General features: G+C 38.2%; 13 protein-coding genes and 1 pseudogene. 13 read left to right on the top strand and 1 reads right to left on the bottom strand.

What is annotated here, in order from left to right; translation table 11 throughout:
• The first annotated feature begins 77 nt into the window (after window positions 1-77).
• The 3 genes from ABEA36_RS12905 to ispC all read left to right on the top strand — a co-directional run bounded on the left by ABEA36_RS12905 (window position 78) and on the right by ispC (window position 2,954).
• Window positions 78-692, top strand: a complete 615-nt coding sequence (locus tag ABEA36_RS12905; protein ID WP_345492766.1) for a TetR/AcrR family transcriptional regulator — start codon at window positions 78-80, stop codon at window positions 690-692.
• 15 nt (window positions 693-707) lie between these two features.
• Window positions 708-1,673: an Acg family FMN-binding oxidoreductase gene (locus ABEA36_RS12900; RefSeq protein WP_345492765.1), complete on the top strand. Its 966-nt coding sequence runs from the start codon at window positions 708-710 to the stop codon at window positions 1,671-1,673.
• A 93-nt stretch (window positions 1,674-1,766) separates the two neighbouring features.
• Window positions 1,767-2,954 (top strand): 1-deoxy-D-xylulose-5-phosphate reductoisomerase, encoded by a 1,188-nt coding sequence (gene ispC, locus ABEA36_RS12895; RefSeq protein WP_425571948.1) that lies wholly within the window; start codon window positions 1,767-1,769, stop codon window positions 2,952-2,954.
• Window positions 2,955-3,028: 74 nt separating this feature from the next.
• Here the strand turns inward: ispC and tusB are convergent, their stop codons facing one another.
• Window positions 3,029-3,298 carry a sulfurtransferase complex subunit TusB gene (gene tusB / locus ABEA36_RS12890; RefSeq protein ID WP_345492763.1) on the bottom strand — a complete coding sequence of 90 codons (270 nt, stop codon included), beginning with the start codon at window positions 3,296-3,298 and terminating at the stop codon, window positions 3,029-3,031.
• Between the two features lie 86 nt (window positions 3,299-3,384).
• Between tusB and tsaE the strand changes: the two genes are divergently transcribed.
• The 10 genes and pseudogenes from tsaE to ABEA36_RS12840 all read left to right on the top strand — a co-directional run bounded on the left by tsaE (window position 3,385) and on the right by ABEA36_RS12840 (window position 14,595).
• Window positions 3,385-3,855 (top strand): tRNA (adenosine(37)-N6)-threonylcarbamoyltransferase complex ATPase subunit type 1 TsaE, encoded by a 471-nt coding sequence (tsaE, locus tag ABEA36_RS12885; protein WP_345492762.1) that lies wholly within the window; start codon window positions 3,385-3,387, stop codon window positions 3,853-3,855.
• 115 nt (window positions 3,856-3,970) lie between these two features.
• Window positions 3,971-4,672: pseudogene (locus ABEA36_RS12880) on the top strand (N-acetylmuramoyl-L-alanine amidase); the annotation flags it as partial.
• 8 nt (window positions 4,673-4,680) lie between these two features.
• Window positions 4,681-6,609: a DNA mismatch repair endonuclease MutL gene (gene mutL / locus ABEA36_RS12875; RefSeq protein ID WP_345492761.1), complete on the top strand. Its 1,929-nt coding sequence runs from the start codon at window positions 4,681-4,683 to the stop codon at window positions 6,607-6,609.
• Window positions 6,606-7,535, top strand: coding sequence for a tRNA (adenosine(37)-N6)-dimethylallyltransferase MiaA (miaA, locus tag ABEA36_RS12870; RefSeq protein ID WP_345492760.1), 930 nt, complete (start codon window positions 6,606-6,608; stop codon window positions 7,533-7,535). The genes mutL and miaA overlap by 4 nt, the downstream gene beginning before the upstream one ends.
• A gap of 224 nt (window positions 7,536-7,759) precedes the next feature.
• The gene (locus tag ABEA36_RS12865; RefSeq protein ID WP_345492759.1) at window positions 7,760-9,142 is read left to right on the top strand and encodes a hypothetical protein; all 1,383 of its coding nucleotides are present in this window, start codon (window positions 7,760-7,762) and stop codon (window positions 9,140-9,142) included.
• A 275-nt stretch (window positions 9,143-9,417) separates the two neighbouring features.
• Window positions 9,418-9,669, top strand: coding sequence for an RNA chaperone Hfq (gene hfq, locus ABEA36_RS12860; protein ID WP_345492758.1), 252 nt, complete (start codon window positions 9,418-9,420; stop codon window positions 9,667-9,669).
• Between the two features lie 31 nt (window positions 9,670-9,700).
• Window positions 9,701-10,999, top strand: a complete 1,299-nt coding sequence (gene hflX / locus ABEA36_RS12855) for a ribosome rescue GTPase HflX (protein ID WP_345492757.1) — start codon at window positions 9,701-9,703, stop codon at window positions 10,997-10,999.
• 30 nt (window positions 11,000-11,029) lie between these two features.
• Window positions 11,030-12,241: an FtsH protease activity modulator HflK gene (gene hflK / locus ABEA36_RS12850; protein ID WP_345492756.1), complete on the top strand. Its 1,212-nt coding sequence runs from the start codon at window positions 11,030-11,032 to the stop codon at window positions 12,239-12,241.
• 11 nt (window positions 12,242-12,252) lie between these two features.
• Window positions 12,253-13,236: a protease modulator HflC gene (gene hflC, locus ABEA36_RS12845; RefSeq protein ID WP_345492755.1), complete on the top strand. Its 984-nt coding sequence runs from the start codon at window positions 12,253-12,255 to the stop codon at window positions 13,234-13,236.
• A gap of 60 nt (window positions 13,237-13,296) precedes the next feature.
• Window positions 13,297-14,595, top strand: coding sequence for an adenylosuccinate synthase (locus ABEA36_RS12840; protein WP_345492754.1), 1,299 nt, complete (start codon window positions 13,297-13,299; stop codon window positions 14,593-14,595).
• The last annotated feature ends 300 nt before the right edge of the window (window positions 14,596-14,895 follow it).

The following is a 14,895-nucleotide window of genomic DNA, read 5'->3' as shown; positions in this document are numbered from 1 at the left end:
ATATCCGCAAATATTAATTTGAATGTTACCAATGAGTAACATATAATAGTGTTACTCACTGGTAACATATTTATCTTATGACGAAACACTACTCAGTCAGTCGGCAAGCGACTGAACACAAAATTTTACTTGCTGTTGCTGATATTATCGCTGAGCATGGTTTTGAAAATATTGGTGTTAATATGATTGCAGAACGCGCTGGCATTGCGAAGGTATTAATTTATCGATATTTTGGTTCGCTTGAACAATTAATTGCCCATTATATTTTTAAGCGAGATTATTGGACCAGTATCAATGTATCCGCCTCCCAGATTGATAACCTTCGTAGTTTCCTAAAAAATTTGTTTGCTCAGCAAATAAATCAATTACGCGATGACATCATATTAAAAAGGCTGACTCGTTGGGAACTCTCCACCCATAATCAGACTATGATGCAGATAAGGCAAAAAAGAGAGAAAAACGGTTGTGACCTTGTTGAATTAGTTAGCCAATTAACACAAACCACCAGTCATGACGTTGCAGCTTTAGCAACGATATTGTCCTCGTCAATTAGTTATTTAGTTATGATATCTGAGGTTAGCCCTTGTTATAACGGTATACAATTACAAACAGATGAAGGTTGGCTACAAATCAAACATGGAATTGATATGATTATTGATCTTTGGTTGGATCATTTAAAAGACATTAACTAAACATTTGGGGTAATGATGCATTATCAATATGATTATTATGATATTGTCGAACAAGCACTAAGAGCACCCTCTGGTCATAATTCTCAGCCATGGTTGGTGAAAATTACGCCTAATCAGATCATGATAACGGCTGATTATTCGCGATCATTAACTGTGGTTGATCCTCTGCATCGTGAGCTTTTTATCAGTTTAGGCTGCCTTGCTGAAAATATTTGTATCGTAGCATCAACCAAACATTATCAAACCCAAGTAGAGCTTAATGATAAGGGGCAAATTATGATTCATTTGACCCGATCGCCTCAATTACCAGTTGATCCACTGGCTAATTATGTTATAAAGCAGCAGAGCAATCGTAGCCTATATCATGGTGGAAATATCACAAGGCAGCAACGAACGGTATTAACAACCATGCCTTTATATCCAAATATAGATTGTCATCTGTACCCTCGTGATACAGAACAGTTTAATCTCATTCGTGAATTGATTTTGGCAGGTAACACACTACAGATGGCGGATAAACGTTTCATTACGGAGCTAAAACAATGGATGCGTTTGAATAAAAAACATGCACAGACCACAAACGATGGTTTAAGTTATGCTATTTTAGGTGCGCCTAATTTACCCTTGTTTATGGTGAAACCGATTATGGCTTGTTTTTTAAAGGCAAGTATACAAAATAGGCAAGATGATCAAAAAATAAAGTCTTCTTCGGATTTTATGTTATTAACAACGCAACAGAATACAAAAAAAGAGTGGATCAATGTCGGTCGCTCATTGCAACGTTTATTACTGGCGTGTACTGCTAATCAAATCAGTTATGCGTTTATGAATCAACCGATTGAAGTTAATAAATTGTGCATTGAAATGCAACAAAGACTTCATTTGACTACGTTACCAAGCATCGTGCTACGTTTGGGGTTGGCTAATGTACAACCTTATTCTCGGCGAAAACCACTACAAGCGTGTCTCATGAGCGATTGACACCAGCTCAATTATTCATTGCATTTTGGCGTTTGCTTATTACAACACTTTACGTTATTGTAATGCCAAATCAATTTTACTGATGATGTTATGGTGCTAAAAAATATCGCAATTCTGGGATCAACCGGATCAATCGGGTGCAGTACATTAGCGGTTATCCGCCACAATCCGACTTTGTATCAAGCTTATGTTCTAACCGGTGGTAAAAATGTTACCAAGATGGTGGAACAGTGCCTTGAGTTTAAGCCTAAATATGTTGCGATGGCTGATGGCGATGCCGCTAAGTTAGTACGACAATACCTACGCGAGCACAATTTAGATATTGATGTGTTATCTGGCGAACAGGCCATTTGTGATTTAGCCCAGTTGCCAGAAGTTGAACAGGTTATGGCATCGATTGTGGGGGCGGCTGGTTTACGCTCTACATTGGCGGCGATAGAAAAAGGCAAACGAATCTTGTTAGCCAATAAAGAATCGCTTGTCACATGTGGTCATCTGTTTATGCAAGCGGTAAAAAAACATCATGCGGAGTTGTTGCCCGTTGATAGTGAACATAATGCGATATTCCAGAGCTTACCGACCGCTGTACAACATAATTTAGGCTTTGCATCGTTAGCCGAACATGGTATCAGTAAAATAGTCTTAACAGGATCGGGTGGTCCGTTTCGTGATACGGAGATTGCTCAGTTAAAACATGTGACACCTGAGCAAGCTGTTGCTCATCCAAATTGGTCTATGGGCCGTAAAATTTCGGTTGATTCAGCAACAATGATGAATAAAGGACTGGAATATATTGAAGCGCGTTGGTTATTTAATGCCAGTCAAGATGAGATGGAAATCATTGTTCACCCACAATCAATTATTCACTCTATGGTACGTTATATCGATGGTAGCGTTATTGCTGAATTAGGTCATCCTGATATGTGTACGCCAATCGCTTATGCGATGTCATATCCACTGCGTATTCATGCGGGCGTTCCTCCGCTTGATTTTATGCAATTGTCGAGCTTAACATTTAAGCAACCTGATTTTAATCGTTATCCCTGCCTTAAATTGGCCATCGATGCTTATCAATCGGGGCAAGCTGCCACAACTAGCCTAAATGCGGCTAATGAAGTGGCTGTGGCGGCATTTTTAAATCGTCAAATTGGCTTTATGGATATTGCGGTCATGGTCGAAAGTGTTCTAAATCAATTAACATTAGCAGAACCAACATCGATTGATGATGTCTTTGAAATTGATCGTTGGGCAAGAGAATTAAGCACCAAATTGTTGTCTTGATTGAGTGGTATAAACGAACGTTTTATAGCATAATTAGTGATTATGCTAAAAAAATAACGAAAATAAATATTTTATTACCATTTCATTTGCGGGTAATAGGTTGCACTTAATGTGACGATGGTTGGCATGTCAATCATTGTTACCCGACTATCTAACAACGGATATAATCCCCTCGCCATCACATCATTGTCTAATACATAACAGTGCTGTGTTTTTGCTAAAATAGCATCGAGCTGTAGATGATTTTTGAGGGCTAATGTTACGCCATTTTGCCAAAATACCACTGCATCATCGCTATTAATGCGTTCAATATCAATGGTTGAATTTGAAATAGTATGTAGCATCTCTATGTTCAATGTTGTTAAACGTTTCCTTAATAGCCGTTATTCTTCTATAATAATGCTTAAGAGTCCAGCAAAGAATAACTAAAATGACAGAGAGAATTGAACTAAAGTCGGAAGACGACACCATCGCACTGGGGTATACCCTAGCGCACCATTGCCTAAACTATTTAAATCAGCATGATGATACTATTATCATCTATCTCGAAGGCGAGCTAGGTGCAGGTAAAACTACATTCAGCCGTGGATTTTTACGTGCACTAGGGCACTTGGGAAATGTCAAAAGTCCAACTTACACTTTAGTTGAGCCTTATGAGTTTGAAACGTTTTCGGTTTATCATTTTGATCTTTATCGATTGGCTGATTCGGAAGAGCTCGAATTTATGGGAATTCGAGATTATTTAGCAAAACGTTGTATCTGTTTGGTCGAATGGCCACAAAAAGCGGGGGATGTTCTACCGCAACCAGATATTAAAATTGAATTGTTATACAAGCAGTTAGAAAGGGAAGCAATTATTCACCCTTTATCAGAAAAGGGGATAACCATACAACGCGGTTAAGCATAATAAAAATAATTTAATCGCCTTAAAATTAGTAAGAATGGATGATATGAAAAAAATAATACCTATAATTTCACTATTTTTAGTCGCATTATTAACGTGTAGCCAAGCTTATGCAAAAGTAGTCATTGCAATTGATGCTGGGCATGGCGGTAAAGATTCGGGAGCCGTTGGTCAGCAGAAGCTATATGAAAAAACGGTGACTTTATCAATTGCTAAAAAATTGATGGTTCTCATCAATAAAGATCCTCAACTAAAAGCCGTATTAACACGTTCAAATGACAGTTATATTTCGGTTTTTCAGCGTTCAGAGATTGCACGAAAGCAAAAAGCGGATCTGTTGATTTCAATTCATGCTGATGCCGCGCCGAATCGAAGTGCAAAGGGCGCGTCAATTTGGGTGCTATCAACCAAACGCGCTGATACAGAATTAGGTCGTTGGATTGAACAACATGAAAAACAATCTGAATTATTGGGTGGCGCAGGCGATGTTTTATCTGAAGGCGATAATCCATTTTTAAGTCAGGCTATTCTCGATTTGCAGTTCTCTAACTCACAGCGTGTGGGTTATGGATTAGCAAGTGATGTTTTAAAAGAGATGGCAAAAGTGGTAACATTACATAAACGTGTACCTGAACATGCCAGTCTTGGCGTTCTAAGGTCGCCAGATATTCCGTCTATTTTAGTGGAGGTGGGCTTTATTTCGAATTTAAGTGAAGAAAAACTCTTAAGAAGTGATGCGCATCAAAACAAAATTGCTCAGGCAATTTATAAAGGCTTGAAAAATTATATTAAGAATAATCCAATTAATAAGGAAAAACATTAATGGCGATCCACATTCTTCCACCCCAGTTGGCAAACCAAATTGCAGCCGGTGAAGTGGTTGAAAGGCCTGCTTCAATTATTAAAGAACTCGTTGAGAATAGTATTGATGCAGGGGCTCGTCGTATTGATATTGATATCGAGCAAGGTGGCTGTAAGCTAATCCGGATACGCGATGATGGTAGTGGTATCCATAAAGAGGAGTTAGCTTTAGCTCTAGCGCGTCATGCAACCAGTAAAATTAGTACGCTCGATGACTTAGAAGCCATCATCAGCTTAGGGTTTCGTGGTGAAGCCCTAGCCAGTATTAGTTCAGTATCTCGCTTAACGCTGACTTCAAAACCCGCTGAGCAAGCTGAGGCATGGCAAGTCTATGCTGAAGGCCGTGATATGTCACCGGTGATCAAACCCGCTTCACACCCCGCGGGTACAACCGTTGAAGTTTTGGATATTTTTTATAATACGCCGGCCCGACGACGTTTTTTGAAAACAGAAAAAACGGAGTTTTCTCATATTGATGAGGTTGTCCGCCGAATTGCATTGGCATACCCAAATGTTGCTTTTAATTTGCAACATAATGGCAAATTAGTTAAACAATATCGAGCTGCTGACACTGAGCAAATGATAGAAAAACGGGTTGCATCGATTTGTGGTATAAATTTTATGCAAAAAGCGATCAAGTTATCATGGCAACATGATGATTTGTCGATTCATGGTTGGGTGGCGCCAAATGCATTACAAGAACAGCTTCAATATTTTTATGTGAATGGCCGAGTGGTCAAAGACCGGTTACTGAACCATGCGTTAAAACAAGCCTTTTTAGAAACGTGTAAGTCGTCAGTTTATTCGACAGACGAGACTTTAAGTTATGTCATCTATTTAGACCTCGATCCACATCAAGTCGATGTTAATGTGCATCCTGCAAAACATGAAGTTCGTTTTCATGAAGCAAGGCTAGTCCATGATTTCGTTTATCAAGCCATGATAATGGCATTAAATACACAAAAAAATCAGGCTCTACCCCAAAACGATAGCCGTGACTCATTGAATCAGCATGATATTCAGTTAAAACCGAATCGAGCGGCAGCAGGGCAAAATATTTTTCATTCCCCTCCTTCTGTCGATTCGGCCATTAGTCAACAACACAAAGGTGGAGTTGATCATACTATGCTGCCACCAAAGAAAATGTCACACCGTGATGTTAATCACGTGTATAGTCAATTAGTGCAACCTGTTGATACGCGTCATGCAAATGAAGAAAGGGTCTCTCCACAACAGCAAGCCGTGATTGAATCGCTTTTCCCTAAACGTAATGAACCGCTTGCTCAGCATAAATCAGAGCTTGCTTCTGCGGCAATATTAGGTAGGGTGTTAAGCATTATTGATAATGAATATTTATTATTGGAAAAGTCGCAGCATCAGCCAAATCGTGTTCAATTGAATTTACTCTCATTGAAAAATGCACAGTTAGCGCTATTTAAAGCAAAAATTATGGCAAATAGTGATGATTTAACGATTGAGCGCTTGTTGATTCCATTATCTTTGCTACTCAATAAACAAGAACAACAAATCCTCAGTAAAGCACAAGCAACGTTGGCGACGTTTAATTTTGAATTTAGTATCGATAAGTCAAAGCTGCAACTTAATGGTGTACCCAAATTAATGAGAAAAGCCAATTGGCAACATCTATTGCCTAAATTAATTGGTTTTTTATCATTGTACCCTGCTGAAACTGAGTTATCGTCACGCATTGAACAGTGGCTTGCAAAACAATACATTGCTTCTCATCACCAAGAGATCATTTGGAATATACCGCAAGCGATTTCATTATTAACCGAGCTAGAACAGCTTAATGAACAAGAAATAAATATGTCGGATATCATTAAACCGATTGATTTATCTCTCGTAATATCTCAGTTTAAGTCAAAATGAATATGCACAAACCGTCTATTTTTACCCTTATGGGGCCGACAGCATCAGGAAAAACGGCACTTGCTATGGCTTTAAGTGACCGTTATCCTATTGATATTATCAGCGTTGATTCGGCTTTAATCTATCGTGGAATGGATATTGGTACTGCTAAACCTACGGAGCAAGAGCTTACCGATTATCCTCACAAGTTGGTTGATATTAAAGATCCTGCTGAAAGTTATTCAGCGGCTGACTTTCGACATGATGCTATCCTACAAATCGAGCAATCCCTTAAACAGCAAAGAATTCCATTATTAGTGGGTGGTACAATGCTGTATTTCAAGGCTTTACTTGAGGGATTATCGCCTTTGCCCCCTGCTGATGATGAGATTCGTCAGCAGATTGAACAAAAAGCAAATGCATTTGGTTGGCAAGCTATCCATGATGAATTAGCCAAAGTTGATCCTGTATCGGCTGCGCGTATTCACCCCAATGATCCGCAACGTTTAAACCGTGCATTGGAAGTGTATATGATCACAGGTCGTTCTATGACTGAGTTGACGTTAAACAAAGGTGATGCACTGGATTATCAAGTTGTTCAATTTGCCATGGCATGTCAAGATCGTGACCTATTGCATCATAGAATAGAGCACCGTTTTGTTAAAATGTTGGAACTCGGTTTTGAAAATGAAGTCACATTGCTCATGAAGCGAGGTGATTTACACCTTAACTTACCGTCGATGCGCTGTGTTGGCTATCGCCAGATGTGGGAATATTTGGCTGGTGAAATAAGCTATGACGAGATGGTTTTTAAGGGAATTTGTGCGACCCGACAGCTTGCTAAACGACAAATTACTTGGTTAAGAGGGTGGAAACATCCTTTACATTGGGTAACGCCTGAAGATATCCAATATTTTCGATCTTTCTTAGAAAGTGAATCTTTTTGACGGTACATCTTCGTACCGTATTGAAAACCTACACATTATAAATAGCCTGCCACGATCAATTTAATTTATTTAATAGTTAAAAGCTATGGTAATGGGTGAAATTGATCGAATTAAACAATTTGAATCCATGCACATTGTTCGTTACTCTGCCCTGTGTTGATTTTATCAACGTCAAAAAAACCAAAATTATAAAAAAATAGCCATATGATGAAAGGAAAAATGCAATGAGTACTTTTAAAATGGAGATAACTCAAACTCGTCTCTCAGCAAAAATAATGGACAGTCGTATTGCGTATCTATCAATGTTAGTGTTGCTTTTGTTGGGTACGTTTAGGCATGCTAACGCAGTGATTTCAGCGACAACCGCCTATGTGATTTATGGAAATAAGCCAGGATTAACATTTAATGATGGTATCTCGATGGCTAGTGAACTCGATGAATTATTAAGTTTTACTATGCCTGATGGCACAGGTGGCACGGTTAAAATATTGCCGAATCAGCAAAGCGTGGTACATGCCAAAACTACGTGGACATTTGAGCAGTTTGTGGCTAATGTCCCCGCAGATGGGAATGCTAAAACCTTACCCATGAGTTATTATTATGATAGCGATGGGGATCTGCCACATCCAATCAATCCGGTTCAAGGGAATTTAACAGCGACTTGGAGTTATAATGATAATGGCACAACAAAAGTGCTTTCAGCCAGTGATCTCTCTGGGACTTTTCAATCATGTAAAGCGCCTTATACCCTGACAATTAAAGCGAGTGATGTGAAAGCACAGTCACGGTATGGGATACCTGCTGAAAACAATTATACGGATACGACTTATCGCTATACGGTGAATGTTGCTGATTATAAGTATTGTTATGCTAAACCTAACCAATTACTATTGGTGCCACAAAATACTTGGTATGATGCCGATGGCGGTGGTTATCGTTGGAATACCGGCAATCCAACACGAACGACGACATTTGGTGGTGGCTATTATAGTAGTCAGTTTGATCCTGTAAATGGGTTTAATGTGTCAATGTCACCCAAATTCCCAACCACAGGATTTGCTAAGGCAAAGTTTCAATTAGCGATGAGTAATGCACAAACGGATTACACTTATCAAGCGTTAGAAAACAATGCGACAAGTACTAACATTGCTGTTGATATTAATGGCTTTGTAACCATGAATAATAAACCCGCTAATACGGTAACAATTAGAGCGACTCCTATTTATCCAGGGTATCCTGCCATTGACTATGCTTTTACTGTCAACACTTGGGCTGTGCCGTTAACCCCTAAAACAACATATTCAACCACATTATGTGGTGGGGTGGCCAACCAGCTTATTCGTTCCGAGCTAACCAATTCACCAATGAATAATATGCCATTGAATTGGTCAACAAAGCTCAATACTTATACTCGTGGTCTTGGTGGGGTTTTTAGTGAATGGGGAATGGTTAAAAATAATTACCCAGATTCGGCATGGCAACATGAACATTATTGGACTGCGGATGTGCATAGCACAGGAAAATCACAGTATTCAGTAGGATCGGGCGGCGGAGATGTTATCCCTTATCCATTAACGAATACCTATCCGATTGCTTGTCGGGGCTAATTCTGAACATTTTCTTGATATAAAGTATCCAGAGTACTTAAAAAATATACTGTAGATACGAATGGGATTCAATCTGATTAGAAAATATACCGGATAGTTTTTTATATTGCCTTAAATAAGATAAATTTTAATTATTTCTGCGATAATTACACGCCAACTGTTTAAGATTCTAGATTTTTATGATAATTTGGATCGTGTTAAAGTTTATTATTGAGAGAATAAAAAGCTTTATACTCTTTTATTTTGGTTTTCATAGTTATAAAAAGGATAATTACATGTCAAAAGGGCAATCACTACAAGATCCTTATTTAAATATTTTACGCCGTGAACATATCCCGGTCTCAATTTATTTAGTTAATGGAATAAAATTACAAGGACAAATCGAGTCATTTGACCAATTTGTTATTTTGTTAAAGAATACAGTAAGTCAAATGGTATACAAACATGCAATTTCGACTGTTGTTCCAGCCCGAGCTATATCAGGTTCATTTTCACAATCTGATGAAGAAAGTGAAAACTCAAACTAATACATCCCCATATTAATTATGGAGAATAGGATTGTTTGAGCGATATAAGGGTGGAGAAAAAGCCTTACTTGTACATGTTTTTTTCCCGCAAGAAAGTGATATCGAGGATTTAAAAGAGTTTGAAGTGTTGGTTTCTTCGGCTCAAATAGAAATTCTCGATATTGTTACGACCTCAAGAAAAGTCCCCAGTGCAAAATATTTTATTGGTGAAGGGAAAGCGTTAGAGCTTGCCGAACTGGTTAAGTTGAATGAAGCATCGGTCATTTTGATCAATCATTCATTATCACCCACTCAAGAACGAAATCTCGAAAAGCTATGTGAATGTCGTGTTGTCGATCGAACGGGGCTTATTTTAGATATTTTTGCTCAACGGGCGCGGACTCATGAGGGGAAATTGCAAGTTGAACTAGCTCAGCTACAATATATCTCAACGCGTTTGGTGCGTGGATGGACTCACCTTGAACGACAAAAAGGCGGGATTGGACTGAGAGGGCCTGGTGAAACGCAGCTCGAAACCGATAGGCGGCTTATTCGTCATCGTATTCAAGTGATTTTGTCACGGCTTAATAAAGTTGAAAAACAGCGTGAACAAAATCGTCAATCACGATTGAAAGCAGATTTATCCACAATTTCATTAGTAGGTTATACAAATGCAGGTAAATCTACCTTATTTAATGCGATAACCGATGCTAATGTTTATGCAGCCGATCAACTTTTTGCAACATTAGATCCGACATTACGACGTATTTTTGTTGATGATGTGGGTGAAGTTGTACTTGCTGATACGGTCGGTTTTATTCGCCACTTACCCCATGACCTTGTTGCGGCGTTTAAAGCAACCTTACTAGAAACCAAAGAAGCATCATTATTGTTACATGTAATTGATGCTTCAGATCCTAATTTATTGGACAATGTTAATGCGGTTGATGATGTATTATGTGAAATTGATGCACATGAGATCCCGACATTGTTAGTCATGAATAAAATCGATTTATTAGACGACAAGCCACCAACGATTGATCGCGATGAAAACGGCGTACCATTTCGTGTTTGGCTTTCTGCTCAAAATAAGGTAGGATTAGATTTTTTATTTCTGGCCTTAAAAGAACGGCTAGGGAAACAGATTAAAACGTGTTCACTACATATTCCACCTTATTTAAGTCGGTTACGTAGTCGTTTTTATCAATTAAAAACAGTCCAGCAAGAAATAATTAATGATGATGGTAGTTTTAATTTAGATATTAGAATACCATTAGTCGAATGGAATCGATTATGTAAACAAGAGCCTGATTTGCTATACTTAATCAGCAGTAACCAATTAGTTAAATGATAGATAATTGTTAGATGGAGCATATAAAATATGGCGTGGAATCAGCCCGGAAATAACGGACAAAATAATGATCCATGGGGAAATGGCAATCAGAAAAAACCAGGCAACTCATCAGGAAGTTTTTTTGATAAAGTTAACGATATCCTGAAGAAAGGCTCTTCTGGAAACGGTGGTGGTGCCGGTAAGGCGAAATTGCCTATCAATTTCCCAGTGATTATTGGTGGGATATTATTAGTTATTATTGTTATTTGGGCTATTAGTGGATTTTACACTATCAACCAAAGCCAAAGAGGTGTTATCACACGCTTTGGTCAGGTTCAACAAGAGATCGTACAGCCGGGTTTAAACTGGAAACCGTCATTGATCGACCAAGTTTATATTGTTGATACGCAAGGTACACGTAACTTTAACGTACAAGGTTTTATGATCACAGCAGGTGAAAACTTAGTGTTTGTTGAGATGAACGTGCAGTATCGCGTTAGCAATCCAATCAAGTATCTATTTAATGTGACTAACGTGGAAGATAGCTTGCGACAAGCTGCGGATAGTGCATTAAGAACGGAAGTTGGTAGTTCAAACATGGATGCTATTTTGACAGATGGTCGAGCGGTTTTAGAAACAAGAACAAAAGAAGAATTAGTTCATATCATTTCAAACTATGATATGGGGATCAGCATTGTTGACTTAAACTTCCAATCAGCGCGTCCACCAGAAGAAGTACAAGATGCCTATAATGATGCAATTAAAGCACGTGAAGATCGTGAACGTGAAATTAATAAAGCGGAAGCAGATAAGGTTCAGTTAGTGCAACAAGCTGAAGGTCGATCAGCTCGAATACTCGCTGATGCAAATGCCTACCGAGTCCGTATTGAACTTGAAGCTGAGGGTGATGTTGCTCGGTTTGAAAAACTGTTGCCACAATATAAATCAGCACCAGAAATTACACGTGAACGCTTATATATTGAGACAATGGAACGTATTTTATCAAATACCAATAAAATCATTGTTAATGACAAAAGTGGTAATTTGCTTGTTCTGCCTTTAGAGCAATTGTTAAAAAACAAAAGTTCAGATACAGGAACATCAACCGAACAATTTAATTTAAATAGTTCTAATGGTTATAATATGAATTTTTCAAACTCGTCGTCAACAACGACTGATAGTAATTCATCAACCTCAACAAACAGTAATACGACGCGTGGTAGCAATGGTTCAAATACCACACGTACTAATGGACGATAAGGAGATTAGACATGCGTAAATTATTAATTCCTATCGTTTTCGTATTAATTGGTGTCGGCTTTTCTTCATTATATGTGGTTGAAGAAGGATCGCGAGGCGTTGTATTAAGATTTAATAAAATTATCGGATTGTCTGAACCTGGCTTACATTTTAAAATTCCAGGTATGGATAATGTTCGCATCATTGATGCCAAAATCCAAACAACTGATAGTTCAAATAACAGTGGTAGAGAGCAAAAATTCATTACTCGTGAAAAGAAAGACTTAATTGTTGATTATTTTGTACAGTGGAAAATTACTGACTTTAATCGTTACTATGAAACGATCGCTGGCGGTAACAGTGTTGAAAATCTCTTACTTGCACGATTAAATGGTCGTTTACGAGCTGAAATTGGTAAACTAGACATTAAAGATATCATCAATGACTCAAATCTTGATACAAAATCACGAAATTCACTGATGGTCAGAGTAAAAGATGCGTTAAACGGTACTCAACAAAGTACAGCAATTATTGAAAATGTACCAATTGAAGATCTGGTTGCTGAGGCGGAAAGTGATCCTGAAAGCATCACCAGTATGCGTGCTTTTGGTGTTGAAGTCATCGATGTTCGTATTAAGCAAATTAACTTCCCGTCAGAAGTATCGGAATCAATTTATGCGCGTATGAGTGCTGAACGTGAAGTTGTTGCTCGCGATCAACGTTTCCAAGGAATTCGAGAAGCAGAAGAAACAAGAGCTGATGCAACATTAACGGCAACTAAAATTTTATCAGAAGCTGAAAAACAAGCTCGAACAATTCGTGGTGAAGGTGATGCCAATGCTGCTAAACTTTATGCTGACGCATTTAATAAAGATCGTGAATTCTTTAGTTTTATTCGAAGCTTAAAAGCTTATGAGCAAAGTTTTAAAGGAAATGATGTTATGGTTATTAGCCCGGATAGTGAGTTTTTCCGCTACATGAAGCTAAATACAGATAATAAATCCGATAAGAAATAATTGTTGCTAATATCTCATTAGCAGTAGGAAATTAATTTAAATAAAAATGAGTATGCAAAGATGAGTAATAATGTTGTTGTACTAGGAACACAATGGGGCGATGAAGGTAAAGGTAAAGTTGTTGACCTATTGACTGAAAAAGCAAAATATGTTGTCCGTTATCAAGGCGGTCACAATGCAGGTCATACACTTGTCATTAATGGTGAAAAAACAGTTTTACATCTCATTCCTTCAGGTATTCTAAGAGATAATGTTATCAGTGTGATTGGTAATGGCGTAGTACTTTGTCCAGAAGCATTAATGAAAGAGATGAAAGAGCTGGAAGATAAAGGCCTTCCTGTTCGTGAAAGATTACTTATCTCGGAAGCTTGCCCATTAATTCTGCCTTACCATGTTGCTTTAGATCAAGCGAGAGAAAAGGCTCGAGGTAGTAAAGCGATTGGTACAACAGGTCGTGGTATTGGGCCAGCTTATGAAGATAAAGTTGCGCGTCGTGGATTACGTGTTGGGGATTTACGTGATCGTGAAGCGTTTGCTGAAAAATTGAAAAATGTAATGGAATATCATAACTTTCAGTTAGTGAACTATTATAAAGCTGATGCTGTTGATTATGATAAAGTCTTAAACGACATTCTAGCAATTGCTGATATTCTTATCGCAATGATTGCAGATATTCCAACTTTACTTGAGTCAGCTCGCAAAAATGGTGAAAAAATCATGTTTGAAGGTGCTCAAGGAACATTACTTGATATCGATCATGGTACTTATCCTTATGTGACATCATCTAATACAACGGCAGGTGGTGTTGCTACCGGTTCGGGGTTTGGTCCTCGTTATGTTGGTTATGTATTAGGTATTGTTAAAGCATATTCAACGCGCGTTGGTGCAGGACCTTTCCCAACAGAATTGTTTGATGATGTTGGTGAGTACTTATGTAAGCAAGGTAATGAGTTCGGTGCAACAACAGGTCGTCGTCGTCGTACTGGTTGGCTTGATATCGTGGCGATTCGCAAAGCGGTACAACTTAACTCAGTGTCAGGGTTTTGTTTAACAAAACTGGATGTACTTGACGGATTAAAAGAAGTGAAGCTTTGTACTGGCTATAAATTATCAAACGGTGATGTGACGGATATTGCACCATCTTCAGCAGAAGAGTGGAATCTTGTTGAACCGGTTTATGAATCTATGCCGGGTTGGAGCGAAACAACATTTGGTGTTAAATCTTTTGATGCCCTTCCACAAGCAGCTAAGAACTATATTAAACGTATTGAAGAATTAACTGAGACACCAATCGATATTATTTCAACGGGTCCAGATCGCTTAGAAACCATGATTTTAAGAGATCCATTCGAAGCTTAATTTGAATTAGTTACAAGCTATATTGAACGGCATCAATTTTATTGATGCCGTTTTTGTTTTAAAAAGTGAGTAAAACCGCTTTGTAAAATACTATAAGTCATGTGTGTTACCGAATATAAGGCGTTTTTAAGTATTTGGTGGCGTGAAGTAAAGAACCGTAACATAGATAGAATTTGGCTCAAATGAGTTGTTGGAATGGTTTTTTAAGCGCAATTTGCTTAAAAAAGCAGAAGATCGGTCAAAAAATGATTAAACGCGAAAAAAATTGCAAATTAGGCTTGAAGAAAGTGAGAAGATGTC

The organism is Orbus sasakiae (assembly GCF_039542345.1).
Classification (GTDB): Bacteria; Pseudomonadota; Gammaproteobacteria; order Enterobacterales; family Orbaceae; genus Orbus; species Orbus sasakiae.
This window is presented reverse-complemented; position numbering and strand designations above follow the sequence as displayed.